The organism is Halorubrum zhoui (assembly GCF_051194155.1).
GTDB lineage: Archaea > Halobacteriota > Halobacteria > Halobacteriales > Haloferacaceae > Halorubrum.
Genome location: NZ_JBLZNJ010000004.1, coordinates 59,594 through 73,799, shown reverse-complemented (window position 1 = coordinate 73,799; position 14,206 = coordinate 59,594). Strand labels below are relative to the sequence as shown.

13 protein-coding genes and 1 tRNA gene are annotated in these 14,206 nt (G+C 68.8%); 3 read left to right on the top strand and 11 right to left on the bottom strand.

Translation table 11 applies throughout. The annotated features are described in order from the left end of the window. Positions 1 to 53 precede the first annotated feature (53 nt). The 5 genes from ACNTAO_RS07840 to ACNTAO_RS07820 are packed head-to-tail and all read right to left on the bottom strand — an operon-like array spanning position 54 to position 4,598. Positions 54 to 752 carry a DUF447 domain-containing protein gene (locus tag ACNTAO_RS07840; RefSeq protein ID WP_435161431.1) on the bottom strand — a complete coding sequence of 233 codons (699 nt, stop codon included), beginning with the start codon at positions 750 to 752 and terminating at the stop codon, positions 54 to 56. Then, the gene (locus ACNTAO_RS07835; protein WP_435161430.1) at positions 749 to 1,786 is read right to left on the bottom strand and encodes a triphosphoribosyl-dephospho-CoA synthase; all 1,038 of its coding nucleotides are present in this window, start codon (positions 1,784 to 1,786) and stop codon (positions 749 to 751) included. The genes ACNTAO_RS07840 and ACNTAO_RS07835 overlap by 4 nt, the downstream gene beginning before the upstream one ends. Further along, positions 1,783 to 2,628: a beta/alpha barrel domain-containing protein gene (locus tag ACNTAO_RS07830; RefSeq protein ID WP_435161429.1), complete on the bottom strand. Its 846-nt coding sequence runs from the start codon at positions 2,626 to 2,628 to the stop codon at positions 1,783 to 1,785. Before ACNTAO_RS07830 ends, ACNTAO_RS07835 begins: the two co-directional genes overlap by 4 nt. After that, the gene (gene cofD / locus ACNTAO_RS07825) at positions 2,625 to 3,620 is read right to left on the bottom strand and encodes a 2-phospho-L-lactate transferase (protein WP_435161428.1); all 996 of its coding nucleotides are present in this window, start codon (positions 3,618 to 3,620) and stop codon (positions 2,625 to 2,627) included. Before cofD ends, ACNTAO_RS07830 begins: the two co-directional genes overlap by 4 nt. A gap of 57 nt (positions 3,621 to 3,677) precedes the next feature. Beyond that, on the bottom strand, positions 3,678 to 4,598 hold the full coding sequence (locus ACNTAO_RS07820) for an isoaspartyl peptidase/L-asparaginase (protein ID WP_435161427.1): 921 nt from the start codon (positions 4,596 to 4,598) through the stop codon (positions 3,678 to 3,680). A 270-nt stretch (positions 4,599 to 4,868) separates the two neighbouring features. Here ACNTAO_RS07820 and icd point away from each other — a divergent pair, with 270 nt between their 5' ends. Both icd and ACNTAO_RS07810 read left to right on the top strand, forming a co-directional pair. After that, complete coding sequence (gene icd, locus ACNTAO_RS07815; RefSeq protein ID WP_435161426.1) at positions 4,869 to 6,131, top strand: isocitrate dehydrogenase (NADP(+)); 1,263 nt, start codon at positions 4,869 to 4,871, stop codon at positions 6,129 to 6,131. A gap of 108 nt (positions 6,132 to 6,239) precedes the next feature. Then, positions 6,240 to 7,511: an amidohydrolase gene (locus tag ACNTAO_RS07810; protein WP_435161425.1), complete on the top strand. Its 1,272-nt coding sequence runs from the start codon at positions 6,240 to 6,242 to the stop codon at positions 7,509 to 7,511. 54 nt (positions 7,512 to 7,565) lie between these two features. On the opposite strand, the gene lrp is transcribed toward ACNTAO_RS07810, so the two are convergent. Further along, on the bottom strand, positions 7,566 to 8,024 hold the full coding sequence (gene lrp, locus ACNTAO_RS07805) for an HTH-type transcriptional regulator Lrp (RefSeq protein ID WP_435161424.1): 459 nt from the start codon (positions 8,022 to 8,024) through the stop codon (positions 7,566 to 7,568). 126 nt (positions 8,025 to 8,150) lie between these two features. Here lrp and glnA point away from each other — a divergent pair, with 126 nt between their 5' ends. Next, positions 8,151 to 9,518: a type I glutamate--ammonia ligase gene (gene glnA / locus ACNTAO_RS07800; RefSeq protein WP_435161423.1), complete on the top strand. Its 1,368-nt coding sequence runs from the start codon at positions 8,151 to 8,153 to the stop codon at positions 9,516 to 9,518. Between the two features lie 751 nt (positions 9,519 to 10,269). On the opposite strand, the gene ACNTAO_RS07795 is transcribed toward glnA, so the two are convergent. The 5 genes from ACNTAO_RS07795 to pyrG all read right to left on the bottom strand — a co-directional run bounded on the left by ACNTAO_RS07795 (position 10,270) and on the right by pyrG (position 14,202). Next, positions 10,270 to 10,343: transfer RNA gene (locus ACNTAO_RS07795), tRNA-Lys, on the bottom strand. A 61-nt stretch (positions 10,344 to 10,404) separates the two neighbouring features. Continuing rightward, positions 10,405 to 11,070 carry a DUF7119 family protein gene (locus ACNTAO_RS07790; protein WP_435161422.1) on the bottom strand — a complete coding sequence of 222 codons (666 nt, stop codon included), beginning with the start codon at positions 11,068 to 11,070 and terminating at the stop codon, positions 10,405 to 10,407. Between the two features lie 158 nt (positions 11,071 to 11,228). Beyond that, entirely contained in the window at positions 11,229 to 11,606 is a 378-nt protein-coding gene (locus ACNTAO_RS07785) for a DUF7126 family protein (RefSeq protein ID WP_435161421.1), read from the bottom strand. A 22-nt stretch (positions 11,607 to 11,628) separates the two neighbouring features. After that, positions 11,629 to 12,546 (bottom strand): glutamine-hydrolyzing GMP synthase, encoded by a 918-nt coding sequence (gene guaA, locus ACNTAO_RS07780; RefSeq protein ID WP_435161420.1) that lies wholly within the window; start codon positions 12,544 to 12,546, stop codon positions 11,629 to 11,631. After that, complete coding sequence (pyrG, locus tag ACNTAO_RS07775; RefSeq protein WP_435161419.1) at positions 12,547 to 14,202, bottom strand: CTP synthase; 1,656 nt, start codon at positions 14,200 to 14,202, stop codon at positions 12,547 to 12,549. Positions 14,203 to 14,206: the final 4 nt, after the last annotated feature.

The following is a 14,206-nucleotide window of genomic DNA, read 5'->3' as shown; positions in this document are numbered from 1 at the left end:
CCTCGGCCCGAACTAAAAGGGTTCGTTCCGGCGTGAGCGGCCGTCTGGGTGGCTCACGGCGTGTCGTTCGCGTCGTCGGGGCTCGCGTCGTCCGAGCCGGTGTCGTCCCCGCGACCGCGCCAGCCGGTAGCCTCGTCGATCCGGGCGAACGCCTCGCGTTCTGCTGGCCCACCACATCGGTCGACGACGTCGGCGGCGTACCGGAGTCGATCGAGGAGGGCGGCCGTCTCGGCCGACGGCACGTCGAGCCGCGAGGCGGCCACCGCGGCGTCGACCACTGCGCCGAACCCGCGGTTGATCGTCGGGACCCGTTCCATGCGGACTGCGCTCTCGCCCGGATCCAGCGCCCAGGTGCGGACGGTCGTCCCGCCCATCGCCTCGCGGTCGACCTCGCTCGCCGTCACCTCCACCCAGGCGTCGGCGCTCGGCAGCAGCCGATCGTCCGCCTCGTAGACGGTGAGTGCGGCGTCGACGAACGCCCGCGGGTCAACCGTGAACTGGACGACGCCGCCCCCGCGCTCGGAGAAGTTCCGACAGGTTCGCGTCCGGCCGTACGTCCGCGCGGTGACCGGTCCCTCGGCCGTGTCCGACTCCTCAGCCGCGCTCGACTCCTCGGCCGTGCCCGGCTCCGCTTCCATCTTCGGCGCGTGGAGCCCGAGCGCAGCGAAGTTCCACCGGCCGTTCGGCCCCAGCGTGGCCACGATCGACTCCGTGACGCCGCGAAGCTCGACCGGCCACGCGGCCGAGTTCACGCGTCTCCTCCCGACGCTCCGCCGCCGATCGGGACGCCGCGACGGAGCGCGACGTACAGCGCCGCGCAGGTGAGGTCGGCCGTCGTCCCCGGGTTGATCCCCTCGTCGACGAACGCCGTCGCCAGCGCCGCCGTCTCGGCTCGGTCGACGCCGTGGACCGCCGCTGCAGTCGGCGGCGTGTCGCCTCGACGACTAGTGACGCCGTCGGTCGATCCTCGCTCACGGCCGGGTTCGACTACCGCTCGTGCCCGCGCGGTGGTCTCCCGGGCGACTGCCGGGCCGTGTGCCGTCGCGACGAGCGTGTCTGGCTCGGTCGCGAGCAACCCGAGGAACGCCCGCGCAGCCCGGTCGGTGATCGGCCCCGCGTCGGTCGCGATCCACTCGGCGGCCCGAAAGGTCCGGGGAAAGCCCTCGACCCACTCTTGGGCGTTCCGGTCGGGAATCCTCTCGCTGCTGGCGTCGTGGTCGACACCCGTGTGGTCGACGGCTGTGCGGGCCTCCCGTTCCGCCGACAGCGCTAGCACGTCCCGCAGCGAGTACCCACGCTCACGAAGCGCCGGTTCCGCCGCGCTCCCTCGGCGCACGTCGAGTGCGGCCGCGTCCGGTGGCGGGTCCGCGACCGCGACGTCGACGTGCTCGAACGCCCGGTAGAACGCGACCGCGTCGTCGACCGTCGTCGCCGCGGTCACCCGGTCCGTGCCACTCGGTGAGAGATCCTCCGCGGCTGTCGCCCGAAGCAGTGGCACGAGCACCAACAGACACCCGAACTGCGTGTTCGTTTCGGCGCGGTCGGCCATGCCGGCGACCGCACGCTCGAACGCGTGGCCGACAGATCCGCCGTTGGCGGCCCGCGTGAGTCCCGTTCGGGCCCCGACGGCACCCGCTAGGAAGGATTCGAAGTGGAGGTCGGCGAGGTCGCGCTGGCGGTCGACGTTGCCGGGTTTCGGCGTCCCCGCGACCTCCGTGAGCAGCGCGAGGACGGCGTCGTCGACCGCGGCGTGCGGCCCACTACGACCCGCCGACGGGGGGATCACGGCACCTCCGATCGGTCGGGGCGGTCGCAATGGTCGACGCGACGCTCCTCGAGCCGACCGGCTCGCCAGTCGGCCACGGCGGCCGCGACCCGCGAGAGGACGACCGGGTCGGTGCTCGGCCGGCCGACGCTCACCGCGTCGGCCCCGTAGCGGGCGTACTCGGCCACCGGTTGTCGACCCCTGACGCCGTTGTTCGCGACGACGCCGAGCCCCTCGGCGTCGATCGTCGCGACGACGGGCTCGCTGTCCATCGCGTCGACGTGGAGCCAGTCCGCTCCCGCGTCGGCGACCCGGTTCGCGACGGCCGCGAGGTCGACGCCAGGGACCGCCGCGCGCACCTTCACGCTCGTCGTCACGCCGGTGTCTGCTGCGGCGGCGACGAGCGACGCGAGTCGCGCCGGCTCCGTGAGCAACGTCTCCCCGCAGCCGGCCGCACGGAGCTCCGGCTGCCGGCAGTGTGCATTGATCTCACACACGGCGTCGTGTCGCGCACAGACGGCGGCCGCCTCGCGAATCCGCGCCGGCGTCGTGCTTCGGACGTTGACGCCCGGGCGAAGCGGGGCGTCGGCGACCGCCCGCAGCTGGTCGTCGACCCACGCGATCGGGTCCTCGGGGAGGAACTCGTCGCGTCCCCGCGCGACGAGGTCAGCGGCCGCGGTACGCGTCGCCGCGTCGAGTGCGATCCCACCCAGTAGCGCGCCGTCGACGAACGGGGCAGCGGCGCGCGCCCAGGTGGCGTCTGCCTGCCCGCTGAGACTCGCCGCGAGGAGGGACGGCTCAGCGGTCGGCCCGTCGGCCGTCGACCCCGACCGGGCGGTGTCGACCCCGCACCCGTCGCTCACGCTGCCACCTCCAGTGCGCGTTCACACGCCCGTGAAACCCGCGCTGCGTCGGCCGGCCCGTCGATCGTGATGTCTGTGCGCTCGACCGGGCGGTCCAGACGCGTCGGGTCGTCGTCGTCGAGCACGAACGCGTCTGCGAACGGGTACGCCTCGGCGACTCCCGCCGTCGAGGGGTCGAGTCCGACCCCGCCCATGAGCTCGGCGGCAGGACCGGAGTACACTCGGTCGCCGACGAACGGCGACACCGCGACGACGGGCGTCGCCGCCAGCGCCGCCTCGACTCCCGGCACCGCGAGCATCGGTCCGATACTCGTCACGGGGTTCGACGGTCCGACCACGACTCGGTCTGTGAGCGCCTCACGAACTGCGTCCGTCGGCGTCGCCGTCTCGGCGCCTCGGAACTCGACGTCGGCGACACTCGGATCCCCTCGTCTGTCGACCCAGTACTCCTGAAAGTGGAGACACGCGCCCTCCGTCGTGTGAATCAGCGTGGCGACCGGGTCGTCCGACATCGGGAGGAGGTCGACCGTGAGGTCGAACGCGTCGGCGAGTCGGCGGGTGACGGCCGTGAGCGAGTGTCCCTCGTCGAGGAGGCCGGTCCGGGTGAGGTGGACCGCACGGTCGCGGTCGCCGATCTCCATGAACTCGGCGACCCCGGAGAACCGCCGCCACCGGGCGATGCGCCTCCCGGTCGTCTGCGCGTCGTCGTCGAGGTACCGTGGCCCCAGCTCGAGGTCGGCGGCGGCCGCGAGCCGACCGAGTTCGTCGTGTGTCTCCGTCGTGTCGCCGGCGATTCCCCAAAACCGGTCGCGGTCGAGGACGTCGCCGCCGGCGAACAGCACGGTGTCGACGTCCGGACACACGAGATGGCCGCCGAGTTCGACGTCGTCGCCCGTGTTCGCGACGACCGTCGTCTCGGCCGGGTCCCAGACCTGCGCGGCCCCCTCGAGCAGCTTCGGCGTCCCCGTCCCCCCGGCGAGAAACGTAACCATACGCGGCCAACGCGACGGTCGAATTTGTATCCTCGGCCCGACCGCGCCGTCCGTGGCTCACTCTCGAGCGGCGACGCTCGTCTGCATCGCTTCGCTCGTGAATGCGCTCCCGACACCGGCGTCCGTACAGACGATGATCCCGGCGCTCGAGCCGGTCACGTCGTCGAACCGTGCCATCGCCGTCTCGGCCGCAGTCTGTGCGTCGTGGCCGTCTTCGAGGGCGTCTACCGCCAGCCGCGAGAGCGTGACCCGAACGATGTCTTCGCCGGCCCCGGTCGCGCTCGCGCCGCCCGCCTCGGTACAAAAGAAGCCCGACCCGACCTGCGGAACGTCCCCGACGCGTCCCGCGAGCGCGAACGAACGCCCGCCGGTCGAGGTGGCGGCCGCGACGGTCTCGTCGGTCGCCCCGACGGCACCGACGGTGTCGTGGTCCGGCGCGCCGGACGCTTCGGCGTCAGCGTCGCTGGGCCGGTCCGTGCCGTCCGCGCGGTCCGTGCCAGCTCCGAACCGCGTCCGGAGCCACTTGAGGTGCGTCGACGGTGCCCCGTCCGGCGGCGACTCGGCTGCGTACCGCTCGCGGGTCGCGTCGGTCAGGAGGTCGACCGCCGTTTCGACGCCGACGGCGTCGGCGAACGCGACGGCGTGGTCGCCCGCGAGGAGCACGTGTGGCGTCTCTTCGAGGACCGCCCGCGCGACGCTCACCGCGTGCTCGACGCCGCGCATCGCACAGACGGCGCCGACCGACCGGTCGGCCGTCATCACTCCAGCGTCGGTTCGGACGACCCCGTCCGACTGGACGGCGCCGCCGGTCCCCGCGTTGAACCGCGGGCTCGACTCCAACGTGCGGACCGCCGACTCGACCGCGTCGAGCGGCGTCGTCGCCGCCGCCCCGGTCTCGGCCGCCTCGTCGAGCACCGCCTGTCGAGCGCCCGGCTCGTCTGGCGTGCCGCCGGCTCCGCCGTGGACGATGATGCGCATGGACGCTTCTCCGCAGGCGACGGCATAAGCCTCCGGATACCGGCGGGGACGGCGACGTCGACACAGACGGGTACCGGGGCGTTCGTCGCTCGTTTTACCGACGGCCACGGAGACGTGGACAGCAGGACACCGGAACCCACGCCGTTTGAGTGACCGAATCAGTCGTCGTCATCGCTGCTGTGTGGCCGTCTACGGCCGCTTCGTGGCCGCCTGTGGGGCCGCTTGGAAAACGGCAGGCACTTTACGCCGGTGTGAGAAGCGCCACCCGCTATGAATTACGAGAAGGTCTCGGTTCCCGAAGACGGGGAGCCGATCGCGCTCGCCGACGAGGAAACGGGCGAACTCGACGTGCCCACGAACCCGATCATCCCGATCATCCACGGCGACGGGATCGGAACGGACGTGGGCCCGGCTGCCCAGCAGGTACTCGACGCCGCTGCCGAGGCGACCGGCCGCTCGATCGCGTGGATGCGCGTGTACGCCGGCGAGAGCGCCCGCAAGATGTACGACGAGAACCTCCCCGACGACACCGTCTCGGCGATCCGCGAGCACCGCGTCGCGATCAAGGGCCCGCTCACGACGCCCGTCGGCGCCGGGTTCCGCTCGCTGAACGTCGCGCTCCGGCAGACGCTCGACATGTACGCGAACGTTCGGCCCACCTACCACCTCGACGGCGTCCCGTCGCCCGTGACGACGCCCGAGGCGATGGACATGATCACCTTCCGGGAGAACACCGAGGACGTCTACGCGGGCGTCGAGTGGGAGGCCGGCACCGAGGGAGCAGAACAGGTACGCACGTTCCTCGAAGACGACATGGCGATCGCCGACGTCATCCACGACGGTCCCGTCGGGATCGGCATCAAGCCCATCTCGGAGTTCGGCTCGAAGCGGCTCATCCGCGAGGCGATCGACTACGCGCTCGCGAACGACCGCGACACGGTCACGCTCGTCCACAAGGGGAACATCATGAAGTTCACCGAGGGTGCCTTCCGCGACTGGGGCTACGAGCTCGTCGACGAGGAGTACGGCGACGACGTGATCACCGAAGCCGAGCTGTGGGACGACCACGACGGCGACCAGCCCGAGGGCACCCTCGTAGTGAACGACCGCATCGCCGACAACATGCTCCAGCAGCTGCTCACCCGCACCGACGAGTACGAGGTCATCGCGACGATGAACCTCAACGGCGACTACATGTCCGACGCCGCCGGTGCACAGATCGGCGGCCTCGGCATCGCTCCCGGCGCGAACTTCGGGCACGGCCGGTGTCTCGCCGAGCCGGTCCACGGCTCCGCCCCGAAGTACGCCGGCGAGGACAAGGTGAACCCGACCGCGATGATCCTCTCGGGCCGCGAGATGCTCGACTACCTCGGCTGGTCGGACGCCGCCGACCTCGTCCGCGACGCCGTCGAGACGACCATCTCATCGGGGCGGGTCACCTACGACCTCCACCGCCAGATCGACGGCGGCGAGAAGCTCGCGACCAGCGAGTTCGCCGACGCCGTCGTCGAGAACATCGAATCGCTCGCCTGAGCGAGCCTTCGAGTGCGAAGCACGCGGAGCTGTTTGCGAACGACGAGCCGCTGTCGGTCTCGTCGACACGCCCTCAACGCTTTTGTCCGTCACGTCAGTGTCTCGGTCATGGACCGACTATCGACGTTCGAGGGGTGCACGCTCACCGAGATCCGACGGGACCTACACCGACACGCAGAAGCCGGCTGGAAGGAGTTCCGGACGTCGGCGTTGCTCGCCGAGTCGCTGTCGTCGCTCGGCTACGACGTTCACCTCGGCCCGGACACCGTCGCCCCCGACGCCCGGATGGGGGTCCCGCCGGCCGACGAGGTCGCGACCGCGCGCGAGCGGGCACGCGAGGAGGGCGCTCCCGAGACGTACCTCGAACAGATGGGCGACGTCACGGGCGTCATCGCGACGAAGACCACCGGCGACGGGCCGACGATCGGGCTCCGAACCGACATCGACGCGCTGGCGCGCCAGGAGGCGATGGACGACGACCACCGGCCGGCGGCCGAGGGCTTCGCGAGCGTCCATCCGGGCGAGATGCACGCGTGTGGCCACGACGCCCACGCGGCGATCGGACTCGGGATCGCCCGGGCGTTCGCCGACACCCCGTTCGACGGGACGCTGAAGCTCTTCTTTCAGGCCGCCGAGGAGGGGGGTCGCGGCGGCAAGCCGATGGCCGAGTCGGGACATCTCGACGACGTCGACCACCTGCTCGCCGTTCACGTGGGGCTCGACGAACCCACGGGCACCGTCGTCTCGAGTTACGACGCGCCGCTGTCGAACGCGAAACTCGACGTCACGTTCGAGGGGGCACCGGCACACGCCGGTGGCGCACCGAACGAGGGGCGGAACGCGCTGCAGGCGGCGACCGCGGCAATCGGGAACCTGTACGGGATTGCGCGTCACGGAGACGGCACGACGCGGATAAACGTGGGGCGGGTCGCCGCCGACAACGCCCAGAACGTCGTCTGTGAGGAGGCGACCATGCGCGTCGAGGTGCGGGGTGAGACCCACGCACTCAACGAGTACATGCTGGAGCGCACAGCGCAGGTGCTCGAGGGCGCCGCGACGATGCACGACGTCTCCGTCGAGACGAGCCTGTACGGGAGGACCACCACGTTCCAGAACGACTCCGCGGTCGTCGACGTCGTCGAGTCGGCCGCAGAGACGGTCGACGCGGTTGCGTCGGTCGTGACGACGGAGTTCGGCGGCTCCGAAGACGCCTCGTACCTAATCCGTCGGGTGCAAGAGCGCGGCGGGACGGCGACGTACCTGGGCGTCGGTGCGAGCAACCCCGACGGACACCACACCGCGTACTTCGACGTCGACGAGGCGGCCATCGACGTCGCGGTGGAGGTGATCGAAGCGACGATCGCCCGGCTCGCGGGCTGAGCGCAGCCGTTATCGATCGACCGCCGAGCGGTCGGAGAGACGACGTCGCCCGCGTCACTCCTCGACGTCGAGGTCGAACTGAGCGTGTTCTGAGACGGTGTTGAGCACGACGCTCGTGTTCGACTCGCGGATGTCTTCGTCGGTGAGGATCGCCTTTATCTGGTCGTTCATGCCGTCTGTGTCGGTGAACTTGCCGACCGCGATCACGTCGTAGTCGCCGGTCACCTCGTAGACGCTCACCATCTGTTTCTCCTCGCGGAGCTTCTCGGTGATGTCGGGTAGCGCACTGCCCTCGACTTTGAGCTGGAGGATCGCCGTCACGTCGAAGCCGAGCTTGTCGTAGTCGACGATCGGACTGTAGCCGCGGATCACGCCTTCTTCTTCGAGATCGCGTAGGTGATTCGAGACCGTCGTCACGGAGACGTCGAGTTCGTCACCGAGGCTCCGAAGGCTCGCACGACCGTTTCCGAGAAGGGAGTTCACGAGTTTCGCATCGAGGTTTTCGTACGTCATTAGGTTCTACCACGCTATGGGGGGATTATAATTTTACGAATGTCCACTCTCACTCCGACGGTGGCGGTTCATGCGCCAAGCGACAAGGCCTTTATACTGGCAGATAATCACGTAATCGTCTAAAAGATGACCGACGACAACGCGAAACCAGACGGCGGCCTCACGGCCGAAGAACAGGCGGTAGTCGACGAAATCGACGAGAACAACATCGACTTCTTACGGCTGCAGTTCACCGACATTCTCGGCGTCGTCAAGAACGTCTCCGTGCCGGCCGACCAGGCCGAAAAGGCGTTCACCGAGGGCATCTACTTCGACGGGTCGTCGATCAACGGCTTCGTCCGCATCCAGGAGTCGGACATGCGACTCAAGCCGGATCCGGAGACGTTTGCGATCCTCCCGTGGCGCAGCGACGGCGAGAGTGGCGCCGCCCGCCTCATCTGTGACGTCATCAACACCTCTACGGGCGAGCCGTTCGAAGGCGACCCGCGCTACGTGCTGAAACAGGCCCTCGAGAAGGCGGACGAGCACGGCTACGAGGTCAACATGGCCCCCGAGCCGGAGTTCTTCCTGTTCGAGACGGACGAAGACGGCTACGCGACCACCGAGTTCGCGGACCACGGTGGCTACTTCGACCTCGCCCCGAAGGACCTCCAGAGCGACGTCCGTCGGGAGATCATCTACACGCTAGAGGAGATGGGCTTCGACATCGAGGCCAGCCACCACGAGGTGGCGGAGGGACAGTACGAGATCAACTTCGAGTACGACGACGCACTGACCACGGCCGACAACGTCGCCACCTTCCGGTTCGTCGTTCGCGCGGTCGCCGCCCAACACGATCTGCACGCGACGTTCATGCCGAAGCCGGTGCCGAAGATCAACGGCTCCGGGATGCACACCCACATGTCGCTGTTCGAAGACGGCGAGAACGCGTTCCACGGCGACGGCGACTTCGACCTCAGCGAGACGGCCCTCTCGTACCTCGCCGGTGTCCTCGACCACGCACAGGCGATCACGGCCGTGACCAACCCCACCGTGAACAGCTACAAGCGGCTCGTACCGGGCTACGAGGCCCCGGTGTACGTCGCCTGGTCGGACCGCAACCGCTCGGCGCTCATTCGCAAGCCGGCCGCGCGCGTCCCCGCGGCGACCCGTATCGAGGCTCGCTTCCCCGACCCGTCGTGTAACCCGTACCTCGGGTTCGCCTCGCTCATCAACGCCGGGCTCGACGGGATCGAGCGCGACCTCGACGCCCCGGACCCGATCCGCGAGAACATCTACGACTTCGACGACGAGCAGATAGCGGAGTACGGCATCGAGACGCTGCCGAAGAACCTCGGCGACGCCGTCGAGGCTCTCGAAGCAGACGAGGTCGTGTTGGACGGTCTCGGCGAACACGTCGCCGAGAAGTTTATCGAGGCGAAGAACCAGGAGTTCACCGAGTACCTCGTCGACGTCTCCGAGTGGGAGCTCGACCGGTACCTCGAGACGTTCTAGCCGGCACCACGCACCGTCTTTTTTGCGTCGTGCACCGACCACCAGCCGTCGGCCACGAAGGCGTCCGAGCGGAAATCGCAGCCCGTCTCACGAGCTGTACGCACACCCGCGGTGGCGTATACCTCCCGACTGCGGTGGCGTGTATCTCCCGACTGCGGTGGCGCGCGCCTCGCGGGCCGCGAAGCGTGCCCGCGAGCGCGTGCGAGGGATGAGCGAGGGAGCGCAGCGACCGAGCGAATCGGCTGGGGAGGGTGTGGCGGTAATTGGCGCCCGGTGGTCGCGTAGTCGTCTCTGTTGGCCCGTTCACACGAGCGTATGCGAGCGAATCGGCCCGGGAGGGCGTGGCGAAGTGGTGCCCGGGCGTCGGGCGGTCGTATTCCTCACAGAGCTATTGGATACGTACAGCATCGGCTCAGGAGAACGTAGCCGATCTGTGTCCGGATGTCGTGCGGCCGCGTTCGTCACGGAGCCACCGCGGTACCCGTATCGTATCGTATCGTATCATATCGTATCGACCCAGCAGGGCTGGCCGAAAACCGTGCCCGACCGTCACGGCGTCCCGTCCGTCACCGAAACGACGACGCCGTACGAGAGTCGACACGGGTGGCGCTGTCTGACTCACATCTGTGTGACGGACGCGCCACGAAACGTACGGGCCGGGAGGGATTCGAACCACGGTCGCTCCGCGGTGCTCCGCTCTCTGATTCGAATCCCACTGGCGGGCCCGCTGCTCCCGTCGGTCGCAGAAACACGGGCCGGGAGGGATTCGAACCCCCGACCGTCCGGTTAAAAGCCGGACGCTCTCCCTAACTGAGCTACCGGCCCGCAATGTGCAGTTGGGTCAGACGACGGATAAACGTTTAGAATGTCTGGTCGGCGTGGCGGGCTACTGGTCGTCGCCCCGGAAGCCGTCGTCGAGTGCCGCCGCGACGATCACACCGGGGGCGACGTTCTCCATCGACGCCCGTCGTCGAAGTTCGAGGTACGTCTCGACCGGCAGATCCAGCGTTACCTCGCCGAGCGTCACCCCGGCGTCGGCGAGGGCGGTCTCGATGTCGGTGCCGTCGTTGACCGACGAGGCGACGGCGCGTACCTCTCGCACGGTCAGGCCGCCGTCCATCGCCGCCCACGCCAACAAGTACCGGTCACGACCGCCGAGTCGGGCGACGTGTTTGGCCGCGCTCGGCGCGATCTGACCGCGCGCGACCTGTCGACGAATCTCCGGTGGCAGGTCGTGGACCCGCGCCCACTTGCGGACGAACGAGACCGAGACGCCGTCACCGGCACGGTCCACGGCGTCCGTGTACGAGCCGACGCCACGAACGAGCGCCGCACACGCGGCCGCCCCCCGGAGCATCAACACTTGATCTTCGTCACCCACGTCGCCGGCCGCAAAGCGCCGGACGGTCTCGGCGGCCGTCTCCACGCTGTCGGGATCGGCCGGATCGAACTCGACGGCGGACCCGGCCCGCTCACCGGTAACTGCCGGGTCCGACCGGACCACCGGCTCGCCGACCGGAGACCGCCGGTCGGCGCGTGACTCCTCGTCCATACGTCGTGTTCGCGCCCGCGCACATAAGCGGTCGGCACGACGACGCCAGTGCACGACCGTCGTCACCACACCGAAGCCAGCGTCACCACACCGGCGGGACCCACCACGGGCTACGCCCTGTCGGCGTCCACGGACTACGCCTCGTCGGCGTCCACGGACTACGCCTCGTCGGCGTCCACGCGATCGCCCCCGACGTCGCCGGCGACGATCTCCTCGGCGACGACCCTTGGGCCGACGAGCGCCGGGTCGACGGCCAGGTCCGCGACGGCCGCGACGAACGACGGCAGCGAGGCGTTCGCGTACGTCACCACCGTGACCGCGGGGTTCAGCTCCTTCGCGACCGGGATCCCGGTCGCCTCGTCGACGTCGGTCAACACGAGGCACGCCGTCTCGTCGACGCCGGCGGCCTCGAGCGTCGTCGTCGACACCACAGCTTCGATCCGCGACACCGTCGCGCCGAGTGCCGACAGCTCCTCGCCGACACCGTGTTCGTCCGGGCCCGCGACGATCACGACGGGCGACTCGGTCACCGCCATGGGTCGTGGTGTGTCTCCGTCATCACTCGTATTCGATCGTCGCCGGCGGCTTGTGTGTGACGTCGTAGAGCACCCGGGCGACGTTTTCGTTCTCGCCGGTGATCCGGCTTTGGATCCGCTGGAGGGTGTTCCAGTCGATCTCCTGTGCGCGAGCCGTCATCCCGTCGCGGCTCTCGACAGAGCGCACCGCGACCACCCAGCCGTGGACCCGGTTGTCGCCTTTCACCCCGGTCGCCTTCCCGATCACGGCGGCGAACGCCTGCCAGGGCTCGTACGCCTCGAGTTCGTCTTCGACGACGTGACACGCCTCGCGGGCGACGGCCGCCTTCTCCGGTGTCACCTCGCCGACGACGCGCACCGCGAGCCCGGGTCCGGGAAACGGCATCCGCTCTGCGATGACCGCCTCGAGGTCGAGCGCGCGCGCCACCTCGCGCACCTCGTCTTTGTACAGGTCACGAACCGGCTCGACGATCCCGTCGAAGTCGACGACCTCGGGCAGCCCACCCACGTTGTGGTGAGATTTGATGTTGCCCTCCGACTCGATGCGGTCGGGATAGATCGTCCCCTGGACGAGGTAGTCGGCGTCGACCTCGCGGGCGACCGTCTCGAACTCGTCGATGAACCCCTCACCGATGGCGTGTCGCTTCGCCTCGGGGTCGGTGACGCCCGCCAACCGGTCGAAGAACCGGTCGGCGGCGTCGACGACGCGGAGCGACTCCATGAACGAGAACGTCTCTCGAACCTGGTCGGTCTCGCCTTTTCGCATCAGTCCCGTATCGACGTACACCGGCGTGAGCTGGTCGCCGACCGCCTCGTACGCCAGGGTGGCGGCGACCGAGGAGTCGACCCCACCAGAGAGTGCGATCACCGCCTCCGCGTCGCCGATCTCCTCGCGAATCCCCGCGACCGCCTCGTCGATGAACGCGTCCGTCTCGACCATCTACAACCTCACGTCCGCGTTCTGTGCCGTTGTGTCCGTCGATCCGAGCGCCGCCTCGACGAGAGCGACGAACGGGGGGCTCGCTCGGTCCGGTCGCGACCGGAACTCGGGGTGCGCCTGCGTGCCGAAGAAGAACGGGTGGTCCTCGCGCTCGAGGATCTCCATTCGGTTGTCCGCACGCCCCGAGAAGACGAGCCCGTCGGCCGACAGCGCGTCGATGTACTCGGGATTCACCTCGTAACGGTGGCGGTGTCGCTCCGTACACGACTCGGCACCGTACACCGCGGCCGCGAGCGTCCCCGGTTCGATCGCGGTCTCGTGTGCGCCGAGTCGCATCGTTCCGCCCATCGCCTCGGTCTCGTACTGCTCGGGGAGCAGGTCGATGACCGGGTGTGGCGTCTCGGGGTCGAGCTCGGCCGAGTGCGCGCGCGCCAGTCCGAGCACGTTGCGCGCGTGTTCGACGACCGCGAGCTGGAAGCCCAGACAGAGCCCGAGAAACGGGACGTCGTTCTCGCGGGCGTATCGCACCGCTTCGACTTTGCCGTCGGTCCCCCGCGAGCCGAAGCCGCCGGGGACGACGACCGCGTCGGCAGACCGAAGCCGCTCCTCGTGGTGGTCGCGGGTCTCGTCTGCGTCGACCCAGAGGACCTCGACTTCGGTCTGCGTCTGGATGCCGGCGTGTTTCAACGCCTCGTGGATCGACATGTACGCGTCCTCTAAGGCGTACTTGCCGACGAGTGCCACCTCGACCTCTTGGTCACGGTCGCGGGTGACGAGGTCGCGCCACGCCGTCGATCGCTCCGCGCTGGGTACGGCCTCGTCGGTCAGCTCGAACCGCCCCATCACGTACTCGTCGAGCCCCTCCGATTCGACCACCAGCGGCACGTGGTAGATGTCCTCGACGTCCGGATTCGAGAAGACGGCGTCCGTCGGAACGTCACAAAACAGGGCAATCTTCTCTTTGGTCTCGGGCTTGAGTTCGGTCTCACACCGCCCGACGAGGATGTCGGGTTGGAGGCCGATCGAGCGGAGCTCCTTTACTGAGTGCTGAGTCGGCTTCGTCTTTTGTTCGCCGTTCTTCGAGTACGGCACGAGCGTGACGTGCGCGAAGAGGATGTCCTCGTCGTCCTCCTCGTGTGCGAACTGACGGAGCGCCTCGAGGAACGGCATCGACTCGATGTCGCCGACCGTGCCGCCAATCTCCACGATGCAGACGTCGCTGCCGTCTGCTGCCTCACGAATGCGGCGTTTGATGTCGTCGGTGACGTGCGGGATGATCTGGACGGTCTTGCCGAGGTAGTCGCCAGCGCGCTCGCGTTCGATGACGTGTTGATAGGTCTTGCCGGTGGTGACGTTGTGGTCGAACGTCATGTCGGTTCCGAGGAACCGCTCGTAGTTGCCGAGGTCCAAGTCGACCTCGCCGCCGTCTTTCAACACGTACACCTCGCCGTGTTCGTACGGGTTCATCGTCCCGGCGTCGACGTTGAGGTACGGGTCGACTTTCACTGCGGTGACGTCGAACCCCGCGTTCGCGAGCAGTCGGCCGGTGCTCGCGGCGGTGATTCCCTTCCCTAGTCCGGACATGACCCCACCGGTGACGAAAATGAACTTCCGACCCAGCGAGGGATCGTACCCCGTGTCGGGATCCGTTGGCATATCG

What these genes read in the sequence shown, in the direction of transcription:
- ACNTAO_RS07785 (WP_435161421.1), bottom strand. Translation starts at nt 11,606, where the DNA reads ATGGCGGTGACCGAGTCGCCCGTCGTGATCGTCGCGGGCCCGGACGAA.
- cofD (WP_435161428.1), bottom strand. Translation starts at nt 3,620, where the DNA reads ATGGTTACGTTTCTCGCCGGGGGGACGGGGACGCCGAAGCTGCTCGAG.
- ACNTAO_RS07790 (WP_435161422.1), bottom strand. Translation starts at nt 11,070, where the DNA reads ATGGACGAGGAGTCACGCGCCGACCGGCGGTCTCCGGTCGGCGAGCCG.
- icd (WP_435161426.1), top strand. Translation starts at nt 4,869, where the DNA reads ATGAATTACGAGAAGGTCTCGGTTCCCGAAGACGGGGAGCCGATCGCG.
- ACNTAO_RS07820 (WP_435161427.1), bottom strand. Translation starts at nt 4,598, where the DNA reads ATGCGCATCATCGTCCACGGCGGAGCCGGCGGCACGCCAGACGAGCCG.
- ACNTAO_RS07810 (WP_435161425.1), top strand. Translation starts at nt 6,240, where the DNA reads ATGGACCGACTATCGACGTTCGAGGGGTGCACGCTCACCGAGATCCGA.
- guaA (WP_435161420.1), bottom strand. Translation starts at nt 12,546, where the DNA reads ATGGTCGAGACGGACGCGTTCATCGACGAGGCGGTCGCGGGGATTCGC.
- lrp (WP_435161424.1), bottom strand. Translation starts at nt 8,024, where the DNA reads ATGACGTACGAAAACCTCGATGCGAAACTCGTGAACTCCCTTCTCGGA.
- pyrG (WP_435161419.1), bottom strand. Translation starts at nt 14,202, where the DNA reads ATGCCAACGGATCCCGACACGGGGTACGATCCCTCGCTGGGTCGGAAG.
- glnA (WP_435161423.1), top strand. Translation starts at nt 8,151, where the DNA reads ATGACCGACGACAACGCGAAACCAGACGGCGGCCTCACGGCCGAAGAA.